At 71.6% G+C, this 19,729-nt stretch carries 18 protein-coding genes; 7 read left to right on the top strand and 11 right to left on the bottom strand.

The genetic code is table 11. From position 1 onward, the window contains the following. Positions 1 to 8: 8 nt before the first annotated feature. From dmpG to ACWC91_RS08455, 3 genes are read right to left on the bottom strand one after another with little or no spacing between them, the layout of a single operon-like run. Positions 9 to 1,034 (bottom strand): 4-hydroxy-2-oxovalerate aldolase, encoded by a 1,026-nt coding sequence (gene dmpG / locus ACWC91_RS08465; RefSeq protein ID WP_450643787.1) that lies wholly within the window; start codon positions 1,032 to 1,034, stop codon positions 9 to 11. Further along, on the bottom strand, positions 1,034 to 1,978 hold the full coding sequence (locus tag ACWC91_RS08460) for an acetaldehyde dehydrogenase (acetylating) (protein ID WP_450643786.1): 945 nt from the start codon (positions 1,976 to 1,978) through the stop codon (positions 1,034 to 1,036). Before ACWC91_RS08460 ends, dmpG begins: the two co-directional genes overlap by 1 nt. Continuing rightward, positions 1,975 to 2,796, bottom strand: coding sequence for a 2-keto-4-pentenoate hydratase (locus tag ACWC91_RS08455; RefSeq protein WP_450643785.1), 822 nt, complete (start codon positions 2,794 to 2,796; stop codon positions 1,975 to 1,977). The genes ACWC91_RS08460 and ACWC91_RS08455 overlap by 4 nt, the downstream gene beginning before the upstream one ends. Before the next feature lie 70 nt (positions 2,797 to 2,866). On the opposite strand from ACWC91_RS08455, the gene ACWC91_RS08450 reads away from it, so the two are divergent. Beyond that, on the top strand, positions 2,867 to 3,628 hold the full coding sequence (locus tag ACWC91_RS08450; RefSeq protein ID WP_450643784.1) for an IclR family transcriptional regulator: 762 nt from the start codon (positions 2,867 to 2,869) through the stop codon (positions 3,626 to 3,628). An 88-nt stretch (positions 3,629 to 3,716) separates the two neighbouring features. Here ACWC91_RS08450 and ACWC91_RS08445 read toward each other — a convergent pair whose 3' ends face one another. The 3 genes from ACWC91_RS08445 to ACWC91_RS08435 are packed head-to-tail and all read right to left on the bottom strand — an operon-like array spanning position 3,717 to position 7,085. Next, positions 3,717 to 4,466, bottom strand: a complete 750-nt coding sequence (locus ACWC91_RS08445) for a succinate dehydrogenase/fumarate reductase iron-sulfur subunit (protein ID WP_141355877.1) — start codon at positions 4,464 to 4,466, stop codon at positions 3,717 to 3,719. Further along, positions 4,463 to 6,412: a fumarate reductase/succinate dehydrogenase flavoprotein subunit gene (locus ACWC91_RS08440; RefSeq protein ID WP_450643783.1), complete on the bottom strand. Its 1,950-nt coding sequence runs from the start codon at positions 6,410 to 6,412 to the stop codon at positions 4,463 to 4,465. Before ACWC91_RS08440 ends, ACWC91_RS08445 begins: the two co-directional genes overlap by 4 nt. Position 6,413: 1 nt before the next feature. Then, a complete protein-coding gene (locus ACWC91_RS08435) occupies positions 6,414 to 7,085 on the bottom strand; it encodes a succinate dehydrogenase (protein ID WP_141355881.1) in 672 nt (223 codons plus the stop codon). A 120-nt stretch (positions 7,086 to 7,205) separates the two neighbouring features. On the opposite strand from ACWC91_RS08435, the gene ACWC91_RS08430 reads away from it, so the two are divergent. Then, positions 7,206 to 8,093, top strand: a complete 888-nt coding sequence (locus ACWC91_RS08430) for a LysR family transcriptional regulator (protein ID WP_225076802.1) — start codon at positions 7,206 to 7,208, stop codon at positions 8,091 to 8,093. Between the two features lie 80 nt (positions 8,094 to 8,173). Here ACWC91_RS08430 and ACWC91_RS08425 read toward each other — a convergent pair whose 3' ends face one another. Next, a complete protein-coding gene (locus ACWC91_RS08425) occupies positions 8,174 to 8,854 on the bottom strand; it encodes a TetR/AcrR family transcriptional regulator (RefSeq protein WP_225076803.1) in 681 nt (226 codons plus the stop codon). Between the two features lie 88 nt (positions 8,855 to 8,942). Here ACWC91_RS08425 and ACWC91_RS08420 point away from each other — a divergent pair, with 88 nt between their 5' ends. Both ACWC91_RS08420 and ACWC91_RS08415 read left to right on the top strand, forming a co-directional pair. Then, the gene (locus ACWC91_RS08420; protein ID WP_450643782.1) at positions 8,943 to 10,562 is read left to right on the top strand and encodes an amidohydrolase; all 1,620 of its coding nucleotides are present in this window, start codon (positions 8,943 to 8,945) and stop codon (positions 10,560 to 10,562) included. 96 nt (positions 10,563 to 10,658) lie between these two features. Continuing rightward, complete coding sequence (locus ACWC91_RS08415; protein WP_450643781.1) at positions 10,659 to 12,050, top strand: APC family permease; 1,392 nt, start codon at positions 10,659 to 10,661, stop codon at positions 12,048 to 12,050. Between the two features lie 233 nt (positions 12,051 to 12,283). Here ACWC91_RS08415 and ACWC91_RS08410 read toward each other — a convergent pair whose 3' ends face one another. The 3 genes from ACWC91_RS08410 to ACWC91_RS08400 all read right to left on the bottom strand — a co-directional run bounded on the left by ACWC91_RS08410 (position 12,284) and on the right by ACWC91_RS08400 (position 16,426). Next, positions 12,284 to 14,425, bottom strand: a complete 2,142-nt coding sequence (locus ACWC91_RS08410; protein WP_225076806.1) for a putative bifunctional diguanylate cyclase/phosphodiesterase — start codon at positions 14,423 to 14,425, stop codon at positions 12,284 to 12,286. After that, positions 14,422 to 15,234, bottom strand: coding sequence for an SAM-dependent methyltransferase (locus ACWC91_RS08405; protein ID WP_225076807.1), 813 nt, complete (start codon positions 15,232 to 15,234; stop codon positions 14,422 to 14,424). The genes ACWC91_RS08410 and ACWC91_RS08405 overlap by 4 nt, the downstream gene beginning before the upstream one ends. A gap of 253 nt (positions 15,235 to 15,487) precedes the next feature. Beyond that, positions 15,488 to 16,426 carry an SCO0930 family lipoprotein gene (locus ACWC91_RS08400; RefSeq protein WP_225076808.1) on the bottom strand — a complete coding sequence of 313 codons (939 nt, stop codon included), beginning with the start codon at positions 16,424 to 16,426 and terminating at the stop codon, positions 15,488 to 15,490. Between the two features lie 755 nt (positions 16,427 to 17,181). Here ACWC91_RS08400 and ACWC91_RS08395 point away from each other — a divergent pair. The 3 genes from ACWC91_RS08395 (at position 17,182) to ACWC91_RS08385 (ending at position 18,697) form a co-directional block, all read left to right on the top strand. Next, positions 17,182 to 17,310: a hypothetical protein gene (locus ACWC91_RS08395; RefSeq protein ID WP_263637975.1), complete on the top strand. Its 129-nt coding sequence runs from the start codon at positions 17,182 to 17,184 to the stop codon at positions 17,308 to 17,310. 17 nt (positions 17,311 to 17,327) lie between these two features. After that, on the top strand, positions 17,328 to 18,092 hold the full coding sequence (locus tag ACWC91_RS08390; protein ID WP_450645065.1) for a bestrophin-like domain: 765 nt from the start codon (positions 17,328 to 17,330) through the stop codon (positions 18,090 to 18,092). Between the two features lie 161 nt (positions 18,093 to 18,253). Then, on the top strand, positions 18,254 to 18,697 hold the full coding sequence (locus ACWC91_RS08385; protein WP_450645063.1) for a hypothetical protein: 444 nt from the start codon (positions 18,254 to 18,256) through the stop codon (positions 18,695 to 18,697). 157 nt (positions 18,698 to 18,854) lie between these two features. Here ACWC91_RS08385 and ACWC91_RS08380 read toward each other — a convergent pair whose 3' ends face one another. Continuing rightward, on the bottom strand, positions 18,855 to 19,376 hold the full coding sequence (locus ACWC91_RS08380; RefSeq protein ID WP_281154037.1) for a hypothetical protein: 522 nt from the start codon (positions 19,374 to 19,376) through the stop codon (positions 18,855 to 18,857). Between the last annotated feature and the right edge of the window lie 353 nt (positions 19,377 to 19,729).

The following is a 19,729-nucleotide window of genomic DNA, read 5'->3' as shown; positions in this document are numbered from 1 at the left end:
CCCCATGGTCAGGCCGGACGCTTCTCGCGTTCGGCGACGATCGTGAGCGCGATGTCGACGATCATGTCCTCCTGGCCGCCCACGAGACGACGGCGGCCGCACTCCATGAGGATGTCGCGGACGTCGACCCCGTAGCGCGCGGCGGCGGCCTCCGCGTGCCGCAGGAACGACGAGTAGACGCCGGCGTACCCCAGGGTGAGAGTCTCCCGGTCGACGCGCACCGCGCGGTCCTGCAGCGGGCGGACGATGTCGTCGGCGGCGTCCTGGAGCCGGAACAGGTCGCAGCCGTGCTCGAAGTCCGAGATGTTCGCGACCGCGACGAACGCCTCCAGCGGGCAGTTGCCCGCGCCCGCGCCGTGCCCGGCGAGCGAGGCGTCGACCCGGCGCACGCCGTTCTCGACGGCCACCACGGAGTTGGCGACCGACAGCGAGAGGTTCTCGTGGGCGTGGATGCCTATCTCGGTCCCGGCGTCCAGGACGTCACGGTAGGCCCGCACCCGCGCGGCCACGTCGTTCATCGTGAGCCTGCCGCCGGAGTCGGTGACATAGACGCAGTGCGCGCCGTAGGACTCCATCAGCTTGGCCTGCCTGGCCAGTTCCCCGGGCGGGGCCATGTGGGAGAGCATCAGGAAGCCGGAGACGTCCATGCCGAGTTCGCGCGCCGCGGCGATGTGCTGGGCGGAGATGTCGGCCTCGGTGCAGTGTGTGGCGACCCGGACGGAACGGACGCCGAGGTCGTGCGCGTGCTTCAGCTCGTGGATGGTGCCGACGCCCGGGAGCAGCAGCGTGGTGAGGCGGGCGCGCTCCAGCACGGAGGCCGCGGCCTCGATCCACTCCCAGTCCGTGTGCGAACCGGGACCGTAGTTGACCGACCCGCCCGCGAGCCCGTCGCCGTGCGCGACCTCGATCGCGTCGACGCCCGCCAGGTCGAGCGCCGCGACGACGCGCTTCACGTCCTCGGGAGTGATCCGGTGCCGTACGGCGTGCATGCCGTCGCGCAGGGTCACGTCCTGGACGAAGATCGGAGTGCCCATCAGTGGCCCGCCTTCCGTTCCGCGATGCGCTCCGCGACCCGCAGGCCGGCGGAGGTCATGATGTCGAGATTGCCGGCGTAGGCCGGGAGGTAGTGCGCGGCGCCCTCGACCTCGAGGAAGACCGACACCTGATGGGTGGGCCGGGCGGCACCGTCGGGCAGCAGTGTCCCGACCGGCTGGTCAGCGGGGAGCGCGGTGATCTGAACCTGCTGCTTGAGGCGGTAGCCGGGGACGTAGGCGGCGACGTCGGCGACCATCTTCTCCACCGACCGCCGGATCTCCTCGTGGGTCGCCGGGTCCGGCGCCGCGACCAGGCAGAACACCGTGTCCCGCATGATCAGCGGCGGCTCGGCCGGGTTGAGGACGATGATCGCCTTGCCCCGGCGTGCCCCGCCGACCCGCTCGATGGCGGCCGAGGTGGTCTCGGTGAACTCGTCGATGTTGGCGCGAGTGCCGGGGCCCGCCGACTTCGACGCGATCGAGGCGACGATCTCGGCGTACTCGACCGGCACCACGCGGCCGACCGCGGCGACCACGGGGATGGTGGCCTGGCCGCCGCAGGTGACCATGTTGACGTCGGGCGCGTCGAGGTGCTCGTCCAGGTTGACGGCCGGTACGACGTACGGCCCGATCGCCGCCGGAGTCAGGTCGATCAGTCGCTTCCCGAGCGGAAGCAGCTTGGCGGCGTTCGCCTCGTGGGCCTTGGCCGAGGTCGCGTCGAAGACGATCCCGATCTCGTCGGAGCCCGGCAGCGCGATCAGCCCGTCCACGCCCTCGTGGGTGGTCGGGACGCCGAGCCGGGCGGCACGGGCCAGGCCGTCCGACGCGGGGTCGATGCCGACCATGGCGCCCATCTCCAGGTGCCGTGCCCCGCGCAGAACCTTGATCATCAGGTCGGTGCCGATGTTTCCCGACCCGATGATCGCGACCTTCGTCCCGCTCATGCGGCTCCCTCGTCGAAGCGGACGGTCACGGCGCCGAGGCCGGACAGGGTGGCGGTGACGGTGTCACCGGGAGCGACCGGGCGCATCGGCCCCAGGGCGCCGGAGAGGACGACCTGCCCGGCGCGCAGCGGTTCGCCGAGGTTCCGGACGGTACGGGCCAGCCACACCACCGCCTCGACCGGGTCGCCGAGACAGGCCGCGCCGGACCCGGTGGAGACCTCGGCTCCATTGATCATCATGGACATCGCGACGTCCGCAGGCTCGAACGCGTCGAGCCCCAGGCGCTCGGCCCCGAGGACGTACGCCCCCGAGGAGGCGTTGTCGGCGACGGTGTCGCCGAAGCTGATGTCCCACCCGGCGATCCGGCTGCCGCAGATCTCGAGCGCGGCCACGCCGTACGCGATCGCGTCACGGACCTGGGTGCGGGAGAGCGGTCCCTCGGCCAGATCGGCGCCCAGCACGAACGCGATCTCCGCCTCGGCCCTCGGCTGGAGGACCTGCCCGAACGGGATCGTGTCGCCGTCGGAGTACGCCATGTCGTCGAAGAGGACTCCGAAGTCGGGCTGGTCGACGCCGAGCTGCCGCTGCACGGCCTGCGAGGTCAGGCCGATCTTGCGGCCGAGGACCGACGCGCCGGCGGCGAGCCGGCGCTCCGTGAGCGCGGCCTGCACGGCGTAGGCGGCGGCCAGGTCGTCCCGGCCGATCAGATCGCGGACGGGCGCGCACGGTACGCCGGAGGCGAGGGCCCCGGCGATCCGCCCGGCCGCGTCCGCGATGTCGGAGAAGCTCGCGGTGGCGAGCCCGTTGCTTTCGTTCACGCCTTCACTGTGCGGTCGGGCAGGGACGCCGAACCAGCACTTCGTCTCGCTCAGCGATACGCTGGCGGGCATGTCGGAGACGGCGGACCTCAACACGGTGCTGGGCAAGGCGGTGACGATCCTGCGGGCCTTCCGGCCCGACGACCAGGCGGTGAGCCTCGCCGATCTGGTGCGTCGCACCGGCCTGCACAAGGCGACGGTGCACCGGCTGTCCGGCGAACTGGTCGCCAACCGCCTGCTGGAACGCGCCGACGGCGGCTACCGGCTCAGCGGCGGCCTGTTCGAACTCGGCATGCTCGCCTCGCTGGAGCGCAGCCTGCTGGAGGTGGCGATGCCGTTCCTCCAGGATCTGTACGAGCGCACCCACGAGACCGTGCACCTCGGGGTGCGCGAGGGCCACGACGTCGTGTACGTCGCCAAGATCGGCGGCCACCGTCAGGCCAGGGTGCCCTCACGCACCGGCGGACGGATGCCGCTGCACTGCACCGCGATCGGCAAGGCGCTGCTCGCGCACGCCGACGCCGATCTTCGGCGTGCCGTGCTGACCGGCGCCCTGGAGCGGCGGACCCCGCACACCGTGGTGGCTCCGGGAATCCTCCGCCGCCAGTTGCAGCGCGTGACCGAGACGGGGGTCGCGTTCGAACGGGAGGAGTCGGCGGTGGGGCTCGTGTGCGTCGCCGCGCCCGTCCTGGGGCGCCGGGACGAGCCGATCGCCGCGATCAGTGTGGCCGGCCCCACCAGCCGGTTCCGTCCCGAGGGGCATACGACGGCGGTGCGCGCTGCCGCGGCGACGCTGGGCAGCACGCTGACCCGGCGCGACCTCCTGCGCTGAACCGCCGGGGGAAACCGAGGCGGGGCCGGGGATGAGCACCACTCCCGGCCCCGCCCGTCCGCCCCCTCGGCGAACGTTCCCTGATGGGCTACCGCTTGGACGCCTTGCGGGTCGCGCGCAGCCACTCCTTGTTCATGCTGGTGATCGACACGAGGGGGATGCCCTTGGGGCAGGCGGTGGCGCACTCCCCGGTCAGGGTGCAGCCGCCGAAGCCCTCCTCGTCCATCCGGGCCACCATGTCCAGGACGCGCGTCTCGCGCTCGGGGGCGCCCTGCGGCAGCACGTTGAGGTGGTTGATCTTGGCGGAGGTGAACAGCATCGCCGCGCCGTTGGGGCAGGCGGCGACGCAGGCGCCGCAGCCGATGCACTCGGCGTGCTCGAAGGCGAAGTCGGCGTCCGGCTTCGGTACGGGGGTGGCGTGGGCCTCGGGCGCGGAGCCGGTGGGGGCGCTGATGTAGCCGCCGGCCTGGATGATCCGGTCGAAGGCCGAGCGGTCGACCACCAGGTCCTTCACCACCGGGAAGGCGGCAGCGCGCCACGGCTCGATGTCGATCGTGTCGCCGTCCTCGAAGGACCGCATGTGGAGCTGGCAGGTGGTGGTGCGCTCGGGGCCGTGCGCGTCGCCGTTGATGACCAGGCTGCACGCGCCGCAGATGCCCTCGCGGCAGTCGTGGTCGAAGGCGACCGGGTCCTCGCCGGAGAGGATGAGCCGTTCGTTGAGGACGTCCAGCATCTCCAGGAAGGACATGTCGGGTGAGATGTCGTCCACCTCGTAGGTGGACATGGCGCCGTCGGCGTCGGCGTTCTTCTGCCGCCAGACGCGCAGGGTGAGCCTCATGCGTAGCTCCGCTGGGTGGGGTGGACGTACTCGAAGACCAGGTCTTCCTTGTGCAGGGTGGGCGCCTCGCCCGTGGCCGTGAACTCCCAGGCCGCCGCGTAGGCGAACTGCTCGTCCCTGCGGGCCGCCTCACCGTCGGGGGTCTGGGACTCCTCGCGGAAGTGGCCGCCGCAGGACTCGGCGCGGTGCAGCGCGTCGAGGCACATGAGCTCGGCGAGCTCCAGGTAGTCGACGACGCGGTTGGCCTTCTCCAGGGACTGGTTGAACTCCTCGCCGGTGCCGGGCACCCTGATGCGCCGCCAGAACTCCTCGCGGATCTGCGGGATGCGGTCCAGTGCCTTGCGCAGGCCCGCCTCGGTGCGGGCCATGCCGCAGAACTCCCACATCAGTTCGCCGACTTCGCGGTGGAAGGAGTCGGGGGTGCGGTCGCCGTCGACGGCCAGCAGCAGGTTGAGGCGGTCCTCGGTCTCGGCGACGGCCTCCTGGACGGCGGGGTGGTCCTCGGTGACGGCCTCCTGGTGCGGGTTGCGGGCCAGGTAGTCGTTGATCGTGGCCGGGAGGACGAAGTAGCCGTCGGCCAGGCCCTGCATCAGGGCGGAGGCGCCGAGGCGGTTGGCGCCGTGGTCGGAGAAGTTGGCCTCGCCGACCGCGAACAGGCCGGGGAGGGTGGTCTGGAGGTCGTAGTCGACCCACAGGCCGCCCATCGTGTAGTGCACGGCGGGGTAGATCCGCATCGGCACCTCGTACGGGTTCTCCGCGGTGATCCGCTCGTACATGTCGAAGAGGTTGCCGTACTTCTCCTCGACCTTCTTCCGGCCCATCCGCCGGATCGCGTCGGCGAAGTCCAGGTAGACGCCCTGGCCGCCGGGGCCGACACCGCGGCCCTCGTCGCAGACGTTCTTCGCGGCGCGGGAGGCGATGTCACGCGGGACGAGGTTGCCGAAGGAGGGGTAGATGCGCTCCAGGTAGTAGTCGCGCTCGTCCTCGGGGATCTCGTTCGGCGGACGGTTGTCGCCCTTGGCCTTCGGGACCCAGATGCGGCCGTCGTTGCGCAGCGACTCGCTCATCAGGGTGAGCTTGGACTGGTGGTCGCCGGTGCGCGGGATGCAGGTGGGGTGGATCTGGGTGAAGCAGGGGTTGGCGAAGTACGCGCCGCGCCGGTGCGCCCGCCAGATCGCGGTGGCGTTGGAGTTCATGGCGTTCGTCGACAGGTAGAAGACGTTGCCGTAGCCGCCGCTGGCCAGGACGACCGCGTCCGCGAAGTAGGTGTCGATCTTCCCGGTGATCAGGTCGCGGGCGACGATGCCGCGGGCCCGGCCGTCGACGACGATCAGGTCGAGCATCTCGGTGCGCGGGTGCATCTCGACGTTGCCCGCGGCGATCTGCCGGGACAGCGCCTGGTAGGCGCCGAGCAGGAGCTGCTGGCCCGTCTGGCCGCGGGCGTAGAAGGTGCGGGAGACCTGGACGCCGCCGAAGGAGCGGGTGTCGAGCAGGCCGCCGTACTCGCGGGCGAACGGCACGCCCTGGGCCACGCACTGGTCGATGATCTCGACCGAGATCTGCGCGAGGCGGTGCACGTTGGACTCGCGGGCGCGGAAGTCGCCGCCCTTGACGGTGTCGTAGAACAGCCGGTGGATGGAGTCGCCGTCGTTGCGGTAGTTCTTCGCCGCGTTGATACCGCCCTGCGCGGCGATGGAGTGGGCGCGGCGCGGGGAGTCCTGGTAGCAGAACTGGACGACGTGGTAGCCCTGTTCGGCCAGGGTGGCGCCGGCCGAGCCGCCCGCGAGGCCGGTGCCGACCACGATGACCGTGTGCTTGCGCCGGTTGGCGGGGTTGACCAGCTTGGCCTCGAAACGGCGCTTGTCCCAGCGCTCGTTGATCGGGCCGGACGGGGCCTTGGTGTCGGCGACCGGCGCACCGGTCGCGTAGTCGGCGTAGGAGGTCATGTCAGCTCACCACTCCGGTCATGACGCCCACCGGGACGGCGATGAAGCCGGCCGTGAGCAGCAGTGCGAGAACGTTGGCGGCGGTCTTCAGGGCACGGTCGCGGGTGCGGCTGCCGACGCCGAGGGTCTGGGCGGCGCTCCAGAATCCGTGCCGGATGTGCAGGCCGAGCGCCAGCATGGCGACGATGTAGATGACGTTGCCGTACCAGGTGGAGAAGGTGTCCACGACGTTCTGGTACGGGTGGCCCGGCTGGAACCCACCGGAGTGCACGGTGCCGGTGGTCAGGTCGAGGATGTGCCAGACGATGAACAGGCCGAGGATGATCCCGCCCCAGCGCATGGTGCGGGTGGCGTAACTGGCCCGGGGCCTGGCGTGCACGTACTTGCTGGGCCGCGCCTTGATGTCGCGGCGGCTGAGCTGGTAGGCGGAGACGGCGTGGGCGACGACGGCGGCCACGAGCACCACGCGGACCAGCCAGAGCGTCCACTCGTAGTGCATGAACGGCTCGCCGAGCGTGCGCAGCCAGTGGGCGTAGTGGTTGAACTCGGCCGCCCCGAAGTAGATCTTCAGGTTTCCGATCATGTGGACGACCAGGTACAGCAGCATGATCAGCCCGCTGACCGCCATCACGGTCTTCTTGCCGACGGTCGAGCCCCACACGGTGCGTGCCATGGACGGCCGTCGGTCCGTCCGCGTTGCCAGTGCCATGTCTCAGCACGCTAGGGCCGAAGGACCCCATCGGTCCAAGACATGGTCCAGCTCGTTTCGATAGGGATTGGCTATGCTGGTCTCGTGCAGTTCCAGCAGCTCCAGTACTTCGTGGCGGTCGCCGAGACCCGGCACTTCACCCGGGCGGCCGATCTGGTGCATGTCGCCCAGCCGTCGCTGTCGCAGCAGATCAAGGCGCTGGAGAGGGAGTTGGGAGCGGATCTGTTCCTGCGGGCGCGGGGCAACATCACGCTCACCGACGCCGGTGAGGCGCTGCTGCCGCTGGCCCGGCGCATCCTCGCCGACGCCGACACGGCACGGCACGAGGTGCAGGAACTGGTGCAGCTGCGCCGGGGCCGGGTGCGGCTCGGCGCCACCCCGAGCCTGTGCACCGGCCTGCTGCCGGACGTGCTGCGCGCCTTCCACGACCGCTACCCGGGCATCCGGCTGCTGGTCGAGGAGGGGGGTTCCCACGACCTGGTGCGGGAGCTGGCCCGCGGCGCCCTGGACCTGGCGCTGGTCGTGCTGCCGCTGCCGACCCCCTCCCCCGCCCTGACCACGGTGGAGTTGCTGCGCGAGGACCTGGTGGTGGTCTCCTCGCCGGAGGCGCCGGCGCCCGGTGGCCCGGGGCGGCGCTCGGTCGCCGTCGCGGATCTGGAGGGCGAACGTCTGGTGATGTTCCGGCACGGCTACGACCTGCGGGAGCTGACGGTCGCCGCGTGCCGCGCCGAGGGCTTCGAGCCGGACCTCGCCGTCGAGGGCGGCGAGATGGACGCGGTGCTGGGATTCGTACGGGCGGGGCTCGGGGTGGCCGTCGTCCCGCGCATGGTCGCCACGCGCGCCGGCCACGGCCTGCGGGTCACCCCGCTGGCCCGTCCCGGACTGCATCGCACCATCGCACTGGCCCACCGCAGCGACGTGGCTCCGCCGAGGGCGGCGAGGGAGCTTCAGCGGATGCTGCTGGAGCGGTGACCGTTGAGCGTGATCCGGTCTTCCGGACCGTACTTGATGATCCATCAGTTGACTAAAAAGTCGGCCTGACTCAACGTCAACTACTCTGCGTCAGAGGAGGTTTCCGCGGCCAGTCGAGCGCGCAGGCCGTCGACCAGCGCCGCGAGGGCGACCTCGAAGGCCAGGTCCGCGGCGGGCCGCCCCTGCGCGGCGCAGGCTTCGTCCCGGGCGTGCACCGCGGCGGTGAACCTGGGCACCCGGGGCGAGTCCGGCCCGGGGTCGAACATCGCGGCCGGTGCCACCAGGTCCAGCGCCGAACCCAGGACGAACGACTCCACGCCGACCATGACGGGGATGACCGAAGCGGTCGGCCATCCGCCGCGCTCAAGACCGGAGACCACCGACTCGTACATCCGCAGGGTGCGGTGCGCGCCGGACACCGGGATGGTGGCCAGCAGCGAGATGGTCTGCGGATGCGCCGCGAACGCCGCCCGGTAGAGCCGGGCCCAGCCGACCAGGGCCTCGTCCCAGGGCAGGCTGTCGAAGACCTCCGCGTCGATCGGGTCGGCCACCAGCTCGCGCACTCCGGCGAGGATGTCGTCCTTGCCCTTGACGTGGTTGTAGAGCGACGAGGGCCGGACCCGGAGCCGCCGGGCCAGCAGGGCGATGGAGAACCCCTCGGCGCCGACCTCGTCGATCAGGTCCAGCGCGCCGCGCACGATCACCTCGCGATCGAGTACGGGCGTGCTCGGCCGTCCCGTCCTTCGCGTCCCGGCGCTCATCCGGTGTCCCCGCCCCTCTTCCCAAGCGTCGTCGCGTGAGTCTAACCTGCGTCCACTAAAACGAATGGCGTTCGCTTTGGGAGTACGCATGCCCCTCACCGTCTTCCGCAACGGCACCGTGTGGACCGGTCTGCCCGTACCGTCCGACGCCGGGCAGCCGCCGACCGCGCTGGCCGTTCGGGACGGCCGCGTCGAGGCCGTCGGCGCGGCGGCCGAGGCGCTCGCCGGCGCCGCCGACGAGCTGCTGGACCTCGACGGAGGTCTGCTCATGCCCGCGTTCGGAGACGGTCACTGCCACCCCGACCAGGGCGGATTCGAAGCACTCGGGCCGCGGATCAGACCCTGTACCAGCGTGGACGAGCTGGTCGCGGAGGTCGGCCGGTACGCCGCCGAGCACCCGGAGGCGGACTGGATCCTCGGCGGCAGCTACGACTCCACCCTCGCCCCCGACGGCCTCTTCGACGCCCGCTGGCTGGACGCCGTCGTGCCCGACCGCCCGGTCGCCCTGCGGGCCTGGGACTACCACACGCTGTGGTGCAACACCGAGGCCATGCGCCGGGCCGGCCTCGACGGCTCCGCCAAGGACAGCGAGCGCGGCCGGTTCGTGCGCCGTCCCGACGGCAGCCTGATGGGCACCATGGTCGAGTGGGACGCGGTCGACGCGGTCCTCGGCGCCGCACCCGAGCGCACCCTGGACGAACGCGTACGGGCCCTGACCCACGCCACCCGCACCTACGCCGCGGCCGGGGTCACCTGGATCCAGGACGCCTGGGTGGACCACGAGGCCGTCGACGCCTATCTGACGGCGGCCCGGCAGGGCGTCCTGGCAACGCGGGTGAACCTCGCCCTGCGCGCCGACCCGTCGCGGTGGCGCGAGCAGCTCGCCGAGTTCGCCGCCGACCGCGACCGGATCCGCGCGGAGGGGCTCGACCGGCTGACCGTGCGGACCGTCAAGTTCTTCGTCGACGGCATCATCGAGAACCGCACCGCTGCGCTGCTCGAACCGTACGCCGACGACCCCTGCACCCGGGGCATGCCGGTCTGGGCCGCCGCCGAGCTGCGCGAGGCACTGGTGGAGATCGACCGGCTGGGACTCCAGCCGCATCTGCACGCGATCGGCGACGCCGGCATCCGCACCGCGCTGGACGCCCTCGCCCATCTCACCGAGGTGCGCGGCCACCGGGACCGCCGTCCGGTGATCGCCCATGTGCAGATGGTCGACCCCGAGGACCTGTCCCGCTTCGCCGAACTGGGCGTGATCGCCAACATCGAGCCGCTGTGGCTTCAGCCCGACCCCGCGATGACCGACCTCACCATGCCCCGTCTGGGCGAGGTCCGGTCCCGGCGGCAGTACCCGCTGGGCTCGCTGCTGCGCGGCGGCGCCCGGGTCTCGTTCGGCAGCGACTGGCCGGTCACCGACCACCGGCCTCTGACCGGCCTTCCGGTCCCGGTGACCCGACAGACGCCGGAGCGCCTCCCCGAGGGCGGCTGGCTGCCGCGGGAACGGATCGACATCGAGACCTCGATGTCCTGCTACACGGCCGGCGTCGCCCATCAGGCGATGGCTGACGACCGGGGCGTCCTGGCCCCGGGACGGGTCGCCGACCTGGTCTGGCTCGACCGGGACCCCCGCGACCTCGATCCGCACGACGTGCCCGCCATCACCGTGCTCGGCACCTGGCTGGCGGGCGAACGCACCCACGGGTGACCCCCAAGGCTGGGGCGCCGCCGCACGCCCCGCCCCAGCCGCCGCCCTTGCCGGATCACCCGGCAATGCCCCATTCTTCTGCGGAAGGAACGCTTCATGACGGATAAAGACATCCCCGCGGAAAAAGGACTGAGGCGAGTCCTCGGGCTGCCGGGGCTCACCCTCTTCGGGCTCACCTACCTCGCCCCGGTGACCGTGTTCACCACCTACGGGGCGGTCACCGGCGTCACCAACGGCCATCTACCGGCCGCCTACGTGATCGCCCTCGTGGTGATGCTCTTCACCGCAGTCAGCTACGGGCGGATGGTGCGGGCTTTCCCCACGGCGGGGTCGGCGTACACCTACACCCAGCAGTCCTTCGGCGGGCATGTCGGCTTCATGGTCGGCTGGACGCTGCTGCTGGACTACCTCTTCCTGCCGATGATCAACTTCCTGCTGATCGGCATCTATCTGCACAGCCAGTTCCCGTCGGTTCCCGCGCGGGTGTTCGTGCTCGCCGCGCTGCTGCTCGCGCTTCTCGTCAACGTGCTCGGCGTGGACTCCATCAGCCGGCTCAGCATCCTGGTGGTGGGCCTGGCCGGGGTGCTCGTGGTGGTCTTCGTCGCCCTGTCCGTCCACCACACGCTCGGCCACGGCGCCTCCAAGCCGTTCACCTCGTTCCTGCCGGGCGGCTCCGGGACCTCGGCGGCGTTCTCCGGCGCCGCGATCCTGGCGCTGAGCTTCCTCGGGTTCGACGCGGTCTCCACCATGTCGGAGGAGGCCAAGGACCCACGGCGCACCATTCCTCGCGCCATCGTGCTCACCACGGCCATCGGCGGCGTCCTGTTCATCGTGGTGTCCTGGATGGGCGCGCTCGTGCACCCGGGCGCCACGTTCAGCGACCCCGACAGCGCGGGCCTGGACATCATGCGGACGCTGGGCGGTTCGGCCTTCACCTCGTTCTTCGTGGCCGTCTATGTCGCGGGCGCCTTCGGCTCCGGGGTCACCACGCAGGCCAGCGTGTCCCGGATCCTGTACTCGATGGGACGCGACGGTGTGCTGCCCAAGCGGGTGTTCGGCTGTCTGCACCCCCGCTTCCGCACCCCGGTGATCGCGACCGGCCTGGTGTCCGCGGTCTCGCTGGTCGCCCTGTTCATCAGCCTCGACAACGCCGTGGTGATGATCAACTTCGGTGCCCTGATCGCCTTCTCGATGGTCAACCTGAGCGTGGTCAAGCACTATCTGATCGACCAGGGCCGTCGCAGCGGTCGCGACCTGCTCTCCTACGGGCTGCTGCCGATCGTCGGATTCGCCCTGACCGTCTGGCTGTGGACCAGCCTGGAGGGCATCACCTTCGAGGTGGGGCTCTGCTGGATGCTGGCCGGGTTCCTGTACCTGCTGTTCCTGACCCGCGCGTTCCGGCGGAAGCCTCCGGTGATGAGCTTCAGCGAGGAGCGGTCGAAGGCGGAGGCCGCGCCGGGCGACGTGGCGGCGGTGCCGCGGGTTTGAGTGACGCGGTTGAGGGCCTGCCGACGGGTGTCGGCAGGCCCTCAACCGCGTCGGGCCCACGTCCCGGGGGCCGAGGACCGTGTTCGGCCGCGGGTCCCTCATGGCTGGGCGCGCAGTCCCCCGCGCCCCCGGGGCTCCTTCGGGGCGGCCCCCCCAGAACGTGCTGGGCCGCGGGTCCGTCGTCGCTGGGCGCGCGGTTCCCCGCGCCGCTCGGAGGCGCCGGGCGTTGCCGGTTACGTTGTCGCGTCTGCCAGCGCCAGGTCGTGCAGGCGGTCCGGTGGGCCCGGGCGGGCGTAGTACCAGCCCTGGGCGGTGTCGCAGCCCAGCACCCGCAGTTGCTCGGCCTGGGCGCCCGTCTCCACGCCCTCCACGGTGACCGCGAGGTCCAGGCTGTGGGCGAGCGCGACGATGCCCTCGACGATCTTCAGGTCGACGGGGTCGGCCGGAAACTGCTGCATGCCCTGGGTGAAGGAACGGTCCAGCTTGAGCACGCTCACCGGCAGCCGGCGCAGGTTGGCCAGGTTGGAGTAGCCGGTGCCGAAGTCGTCCAGGGCGATGTCGACGCCCATCTCGGCCAGCCGGCGCAGCGGCTTGAGCAGGTCGTCGTCGGCGCCGATGAGCGCCGACTCGGTGACCTCCAGGCACAGCGCGTCCGGCTGCACGCCCGCACGCTCCAGGATGTCGACGGTGTCCTGGACGAGCCCGGGGTGGGTGAGCTGGCACGGCGAGAGGTTGACGTTGATGCGCAGCGGTCCCTCGGCGCCGTCCCGGTGCGTCTCCCGCCAACGGCGGGCCTGGCGCACCGACTGCTCCATGACCCAGCGGCCCAGCGGGACGATCAGCCCGGTGTGCTCGGCGAGCGGGATGAACCGGTCGGGGCCGAGGACGCCGTGCTGCGGATGCAGCCAGCGCACCAGCGCCTCGGCGCCGCGCACGCTGCCGTCGCCGAGGTGCACCAGGGGCTGGTACTCGATGAAGAACTCCCCCCGGTCCAGCGCGGCAGGCAGCGCCGTGGTCAGTCCGTGCCGGGTGATGGCGCGGGCGTCGGCCTCCGGATCGGCGAGCTCGAAGCGGTTGCCGCCGGCCGACTTGGCCCGGTACATGGTGATGTCCGCGCTGCGCAGCACCTCGGCCGCGCTGCGCTCGCCCGCCGGTCCCTCGACGATGCCGATGCTGCCGCGTACGGCCAGTTCCCGGCCGTCGATGCGGACCGGGGCGACCAGCGCGTTCATGATCCGGGCGGCGAGCTCGTCGACCTCGCGCCGGGTGCCGGGGCCGGTGGTCAGCGCGACGAACTCGTCACCGCCGAGCCGGGCGACCATCTCGCCGGGCGCGGTCGCACACGCCTGGAGCCGGTCGGCGACCTCGACGAGCAGCCGGTCGCCCGCCGCGTGGCCGAGGCTGTCGTTGATGGTCTTGAAGCCGTCCAGGTCGAGGTAGCACAGACCGAAGCGCTGGTCCTCGCCCGCGTTCAGCGCCTTCTCCAGGCGTTCGAAGAACAGGGTGCGGTTGGGCAGGCCGGTGAGCGCGTCGTGGGTGGCCTCGTACCGCAGTCTCAGGTTGAGCAGCCGCCGCTCGGTGGTGTCCTCCATGAGGGCGAGCTGGTACTGCGGGTAGCCGTCCGCGTCGCGGAGCAGGGAGACGGTCAGGTTGGTCCACAGAACCGTTCCGTCCGGCCGGTAGAAGGCCTTCTCCACGTGGTAGTGCTCGCGCTCGCCGCGCACCAGTTCCTCGTACAGCCGCCACATCTGCGGGGCGTCGTCGGCGTGGGTCCACTCTCGTACGTTGCGGCCGCGCACGGTCTGCTCGGAGCCGCCGAACATGCGCAGCAGCGCGCTGTTGACCTGGAGGACGTTGCCCTCCAGGTCGGCGATGGCGATGCCGATCGCCGCGCCTTCGAACACGGCGCGGAAGCGGGCCTCGCTGGCGTGCAGGGCCTGGGCGACCACGCCCTGGGCGCGCAGCGCCGCCTGGGCTATCGCCTCCTGCTCGGCCAGTGTGCGTTCGCGCAGCGCCCGCGCGAACCCGGCCGCCATCGAGTGCTGCAACCGCGCGGAGCGGGCGCGCAGGTCCTCCTGGTCGCCGTCCTCGCCGCAGTACAGCACGAGGTAGGCGTCGAGGCAGTCCAGGGAGCGGCTGAGCGCCTCGGGCGCGGTGCAGTGCGCGTCGACCAGGGCCGCGCCGACCGCCTCGCCCTCCTCCGCGGCGAAGGCCCGGTCCCGTAGCGCCGTGCTCAACCGGCGGGCGAGCGGCAGGAGTTGTTCCTCGAACTCCGGGCGGGTCAACGACGTCGAGGTCACCGGGAAGACGGCCCGGCTCCAGATCGTCGTCAACCGGCGAAGTCTGCCCTCCGGCCCGTCCGGTCCCGCGGTCACGCCGTACGCCCCACGCCCGCGAACCCGGAGAAGGCATACGGGTCCTCGTCCTCCGGCGCCGTACGCGGCCGCCAGTTCGGCATCGGCACCAGCCCGGGTTCCACCATGTCGTACCCCTCGAAGAACCGCGCGATCTCCTCGCGCGAACGCATGATCAGCGGGTTGCGAATGTCCTTGTACACGTCCACCAGGGACCGGCTCCGCTTCGCGGAGAGCGGGATTCCCTCGTACGCGGCATGAGTGAGGACGAGCAGGCTGCCCGGCGCGAGCGCGTCGCGCAGCTCGGCCACCGCACCGTAGGGGTCGTCCGCGTCCTCCACGAAGTGCAGTATGGCAACGAGAAGCAGCGCGACTGGCCGATTCAGGTCGATCAGCCGCCCCAACTCGTGGCTCGCGAGGATTTCCCCGGGCTTGCGCAGGTCGGCCGCGATCACGTCCGCGTCCTCGTTGCCCGCCAGAACGGCCTTGCTGTGGCTGACCGCCACCGGGTCGTGGTCGACGTACAGCACCCGCGCGCCGGGCCGGGCGGCCTGGGCGATCTCGTGGACGTTGCCGAAGGTGGGGATGCCGGACCCGATGTCCAGGAACTGGGTGATGCCCTCGTCGAGGGCGAAGTCCACGGCCCGGCGCATGAAGGCCCGGTTGGCCTGCATGATCTTGGGCAGCCCCGGCATCAACTCCATGGCCCTGCGCGCCGCTTCCCGGTCGACCTCGAAGTTGTGCGAACCGCCCAAGTAGAAGTCGTAGATTCGAGCGACGCTCGGCACCGAGATGTCGATGCTTCGCGGAGCCCAGGCGGGACGCTCCATCCATCTCTCCACTGCGTAGGCGATCCGGTGTTCGAGCTGAGGCTACTGATCGCCCGCCGAACGGGCGAGCGGAAACGGAAATTGACCATCCGTTCCCGGTCACCACCTGCGCCTCCGGCCCGCTCGTCGCACCCGCATCGCGATGAATTGCCACGATCTGCACACACGCCGGACCGCCCCCTCCGTGCGGTACGGAGGGGGCGGTCCGATCTGAAGAGAGTTGGGGAAGTGGGGAAAGCCGGGAAAGCGGCCCCTACTGCGGCGCGCCGATCGCCTTCCCGTCGGGGGAGACGGCGAACCATGTGCCGCCGACGCCCTGACCGTTGACGTCCCCGGGCGCCTCGTCCCCGGAAAACGTGTAGAGAGGCCAGCAGTTGATGGTCATCTGCTTGACACCGTCGGGCCGGGTGAAGGGCATCATGCCCTTCTTCAGCACGCCCTTGGTGTCGCTGACGGCGACGGGCGCCACGGCCGGCCACTTCTCCAGGCAGGAACCGGTGCAGGCGGAGACCGACTTCGGCCACGCCTGGTCCTTGGAGAAGCGGTAGACCGTCATGCCGTTCTTGTCGACGACGACGTCGCCCAGTTCGGTCTTCTTCACGGACAGGCCCGGCAGGTTCACCAACGAGGCCTTCTTGCCGTCGGGCGCCAGCGCGAACCACTTGCCGTTCACGCCCTGGCCGCTGGTCTCGCCGGCCTTGGTGTCCTTCGCGTAGCGGTAGGCGGGCCACCCGGCGATCGTCAGCTGCTTGGTGCCGTCGGCGCGGGTGACCTCGCCGAGCAGGGCCTTGTCGATACCGGCTCCGGCCGTGGCGTCGTCGGCGGGAACCGGCGGCCAGGCCGTGGCGCAGTCGGCGTCGCAGGTGGACTTGGGGGGCTGGGCCGTGTCCGCGTCGAAGCGGTACAGGGTCATCCCGGCGCTGTCGGTGACCACCTTGCCCAGCTCCGCGTTGGCGGAGACCGCGAGTTCCCCGGCGGCCTTGGCGGCACCCTGCTGACCGTCGGCGCCGTAACCGTTGCCGACGCCGGTGTCGGCACCGGTGCCGACACTGCCGAAGCCGCCGGCCGCGGCGGTCGCACCCACGTTCTGACTGCCCGCCGAAGGGGCGCTTTCCTGACCGCACGCCGTCGTCAGCGCCAGCACGGCCGCGGCCGCCGCCACGAGTGAGGCGCTCCGCCAGGAGGTGTTCATCGTCAACTCCCCATAATCAAAAGGGTGTTGCAGCGCCCTACTGCGCCGCCGCACGACACTTGGTACGCACGGCACAGGTGGTTGTGTTCAATCGCGGCAGAGATTTCTTTCCGGAAACCGTGACACGTTCCGCGCCACCTCGTACGCGCGTACCCATCGGCGGCGCCGCGCCGGCCCGCCGATCAAACCCTCCGGCCTGCGGCATCCCACCTTCGGGGCAATCCGCGTCCACCGCGGCGTGCCACGGTCCACGACAGCTCATGATCTTGCTCGTGCAACGACCCGAACCGACGCGATCCGGCCTGGTGCTGCGGGTGTTGGCGCCGGCACTGCTGGCGTGGACGTGTGTGGGCGGAGCCGCCCCGGCCGCGGCCGACGCCTGCGCGTACGCCTCCACGGGCCCGGACGGCACGGAGGCGGTGGCGGTGGCCGGCAGCGGCTCCTGGCCCTCCTTTCCGCCTCTTCCGCCGCCGTGCCCGCGGCCGACGCCGCCGCCCAGCCCGAGTCCCACCCCGACACCGACACCGACACCCACACCGACGCCCACGCCGCCTCCGCCGCCCACGCCGCCCACGCCGGCACCGCCACCGAAGCCGACGCCCACCCCCAAGCCCGAACCCCCGCCGCCCCCGCGCCCGGCCCCGGCCGCCCCGCAGCCCCGGCCCACTCCCCCACCGCCCGCACCACCCCCGCCACCAGCACCGCCGGCCCCGAAGCCGGCCCCCAAGCCACGTCCCCGCCCGTCCATGACGCCGGTGACCTACCCGCGCCACCACACCCAGCCGCACCGGCCGACACCACGGCGCAGCCCCTCACCCCTCACCTACGTCCTGCTCATCGCGGTGCCCGCACTGGCCGCCGTGGCCGCGCTCCGCCCGCGCTGACCCCCTGGAGGAACCCGTTGTCGGAATGGCTTGTTCTCGTTCTCGCGATGCTGGCCGCCTGTGCCGTGGTCGTGGTCATCACCCTCCTGCGGCACCGCACGAAGGCCGTGGACGACGATCCCACCGAGACCCCGGACGTCATCGAGTACATGACCATGTGGATCGGCGTGGTCTACGCCATCGTGCTGGGGCTGGCCATCGCCGGTGTCTGGGAGGCGCGCGTCGCCGCCCAGGACCACGTCCAGGCGGAGGCGCAGGCGCTGCACGAGGTCTCCGAGCGCGTCCGCGTCTATCCGCCCGACGTCCGCGACCGCATCCGCGCCGACGTCGACACCTACGCCGGACACGTCGTGACCACCGAGTGGAAGACCATGGTCGACCACGGGCGTGTCACCAAGCGGGGCGACGAGCTGCTCGACCGCGTCCGCGCCGACGTCACCGACTACGAGCCCAGGTCGGACTTCGAGGCGCAGGCCTACCAGCCGCTGGTGGACCAGGTGGCCGCCGCCGCCCAGGCCCGCACCGCACGGGCCGGCTCCATGGGGGCGACGATGCCGGGTGTGGTGTGGTTCGGTCTGCTCTCGGGGGGCGTCATCACCATCGGCATGGTGTTCGCGCTCCAGATCCGGCGCACGAAACGGGAGCTGATCCTCGCCGGGCTGTTCTCCGCGCTGATCGCCTTCCTCCTCTTCCTGATCTGGGACTTCGACGCCCCCTACAGCCGCGGGGTCTCGGCCACCGCCGGACCGTTCCTGGACCTGTTCCCCCATCTGACACACTGACGGCCCCGTGTGAATCCCCTGTGCGGCCCAACCGTTGCCCCGTTCGCCCGAGTGCAATCGCGCCGGAACGCACACCTCCCTAGCGTTTTGGTCAGCGAGGCGCATACCCGGCACAAGCGGAAAAGGTCCGCTGCTGCTCCTCGGGGACCGGAGGACCCACCATGCGCGTAATAGGTGTCGTATCGGCCGCACTGCTGGGCGTCGGCGCCCTCACCTTGTGCGCGCCGGCCGCCGTAGCCAGCGGCGGTGACGGCCGCACCTACGGCAACGGGGGCGGCGACAGCCGTTCCTACGGAGGCGGCGGCGGAGGCGGAGGCGGAGGCGGCAACGAGGAGCGCTACGGCGGCGGGGGCGGCAACTCCTACGGCGGGGGCGGCCGCTCCGGTTACGGCGGTGACGACGAGGGGAGCTTCGGCGGTCGCGGCGGGGGCGGCGGCGGTGGCGGTTCGGAGCACTTCAAGCACGGCGTCCGCGCGGGCGTGGGCGGGACCGTCGCCGGCTTCGACCTCAAGCAGATCGGCCTGGGCACCGCGCTCATCGGCGGCTCGATCGGCACGGCGTACCGCCTCTCCCGCCGGCGCACCGGCGAGGAGGGCACCGCCTGACCTTGTCCTCTCCCTCGGGACAGGCCTTCGCCCCGGACCTCTCCAGGTCCGGGGCGAAGGCCTTGCGGCGTACGCGGACCAGGGGCGAAGGCCCCGCCGGCAGAAAGGGATCCGGCCCCGCACACGAGAGCGGGGCCGGATCCGGAGTACGGAGCCGTCAGGAGCGCTTGTCGGACCGGCGCCGCATCCAGAGCACGCCGCCGCCGACGGCGCCCGCCGCCATCAGCCCGCCGCCGATGGCCATGTCGGTCGGGGTGGCACCGGTGGTGGTGCCGCCGCCCACTCCGCCGCGGACAGCGCCGACGACGGTGAAGGCCTCCGGCCTGGTCAGCCGCCGGCCGTTGCAGTCGACCGTGATGTCGTACGTCCCGGGACGGGCGTCGTCGCGGATCGTCACGACACCCCTCGCGCGCTCGCCGGCGCCGTCGAACGGCCGCAGCGTCGACCGGGAGAACACGGTCGACGACATGGTCCCGCCGTTGCGGCAGCCGTCGATCGTGACCACCAGCTGACCGCCGCGGGCGATCACTCCGGGCGAGGGCACGATGCTGTGGACGCCACCCGGGACTTGGCCGGACGCGCCGCCGAGACCGGTACCCGGACCGACCCCGGAACCGCCACTCGTTCCGGCGCCGGGCGCCGCCGCCCCCTCGCCTCCCTTGTCGACGAGGCCCCCCAGACCGCCGACCCCCGCGCCCTCGCCTCCCTTGTCTACGAGGCCTCCCAGGCCATTGGGGCCGACGGGGCCGACGAAGTTCTCGCCGAAGTTCCCGCCATAATTCCCGCCGAAGTTCCCGCCGAAGTTCCCGCCATAATTCCCGCCGAAGTTCCCGCCGAAGCCGCCAACGCCACCACCGGGGAACTCGCCGAACCGGTCTCCCCGGCCGCCACGGAACTCACCGAACCCACGGAACTCACCGAACCGGTCCCCCCGACCGCCACGGAACTCACCGAACCCACGGAACTCACCGAACCGGTCCCCCCGACCGCCACGGAACTCACCGAACCCACGGAACTCACCGAACCGGTCAC

The sequence above is a fragment of the Streptomyces sp. NPDC001204 genome, assembly GCF_053598035.1.
This window is presented reverse-complemented; position numbering and strand designations above follow the sequence as displayed.

What these genes read in the sequence shown, in the direction of transcription:
- dmpG (WP_450643787.1), bottom strand. Translation starts at nt 1,034, where the DNA reads ATGGGCACTCCGATCTTCGTCCAGGACGTGACCCTGCGCGACGGCATG.
- ACWC91_RS08385 (WP_450645063.1), top strand. Translation starts at nt 18,254, where the DNA reads ATGCGCGTAATAGGTGTCGTATCGGCCGCACTGCTGGGCGTCGGCGCC.
- ACWC91_RS08435 (WP_141355881.1), bottom strand. Translation starts at nt 7,085, where the DNA reads ATGGCACGCACCGTGTGGGGCTCGACCGTCGGCAAGAAGACCGTGATG.
- ACWC91_RS08420 (WP_450643782.1), top strand. Translation starts at nt 8,943, where the DNA reads ATGCCCCTCACCGTCTTCCGCAACGGCACCGTGTGGACCGGTCTGCCC.
- ACWC91_RS08405 (WP_225076807.1), bottom strand. Translation starts at nt 15,234, where the DNA reads ATGGAGCGTCCCGCCTGGGCTCCGCGAAGCATCGACATCTCGGTGCCG.
- ACWC91_RS08445 (WP_141355877.1), bottom strand. Translation starts at nt 4,466, where the DNA reads ATGAGGCTCACCCTGCGCGTCTGGCGGCAGAAGAACGCCGACGCCGAC.
- ACWC91_RS08400 (WP_225076808.1), bottom strand. Translation starts at nt 16,426, where the DNA reads ATGAACACCTCCTGGCGGAGCGCCTCACTCGTGGCGGCGGCCGCGGCC.
- ACWC91_RS08440 (WP_450643783.1), bottom strand. Translation starts at nt 6,412, where the DNA reads ATGACCTCCTACGCCGACTACGCGACCGGTGCGCCGGTCGCCGACACC.
- ACWC91_RS08425 (WP_225076803.1), bottom strand. Translation starts at nt 8,854, where the DNA reads ATGAGCGCCGGGACGCGAAGGACGGGACGGCCGAGCACGCCCGTACTC.
- ACWC91_RS08450 (WP_450643784.1), top strand. Translation starts at nt 2,867, where the DNA reads ATGTCGGAGACGGCGGACCTCAACACGGTGCTGGGCAAGGCGGTGACG.
- ACWC91_RS08415 (WP_450643781.1), top strand. Translation starts at nt 10,659, where the DNA reads ATGACGGATAAAGACATCCCCGCGGAAAAAGGACTGAGGCGAGTCCTC.
- ACWC91_RS08460 (WP_450643786.1), bottom strand. Translation starts at nt 1,978, where the DNA reads ATGAGCGGGACGAAGGTCGCGATCATCGGGTCGGGAAACATCGGCACC.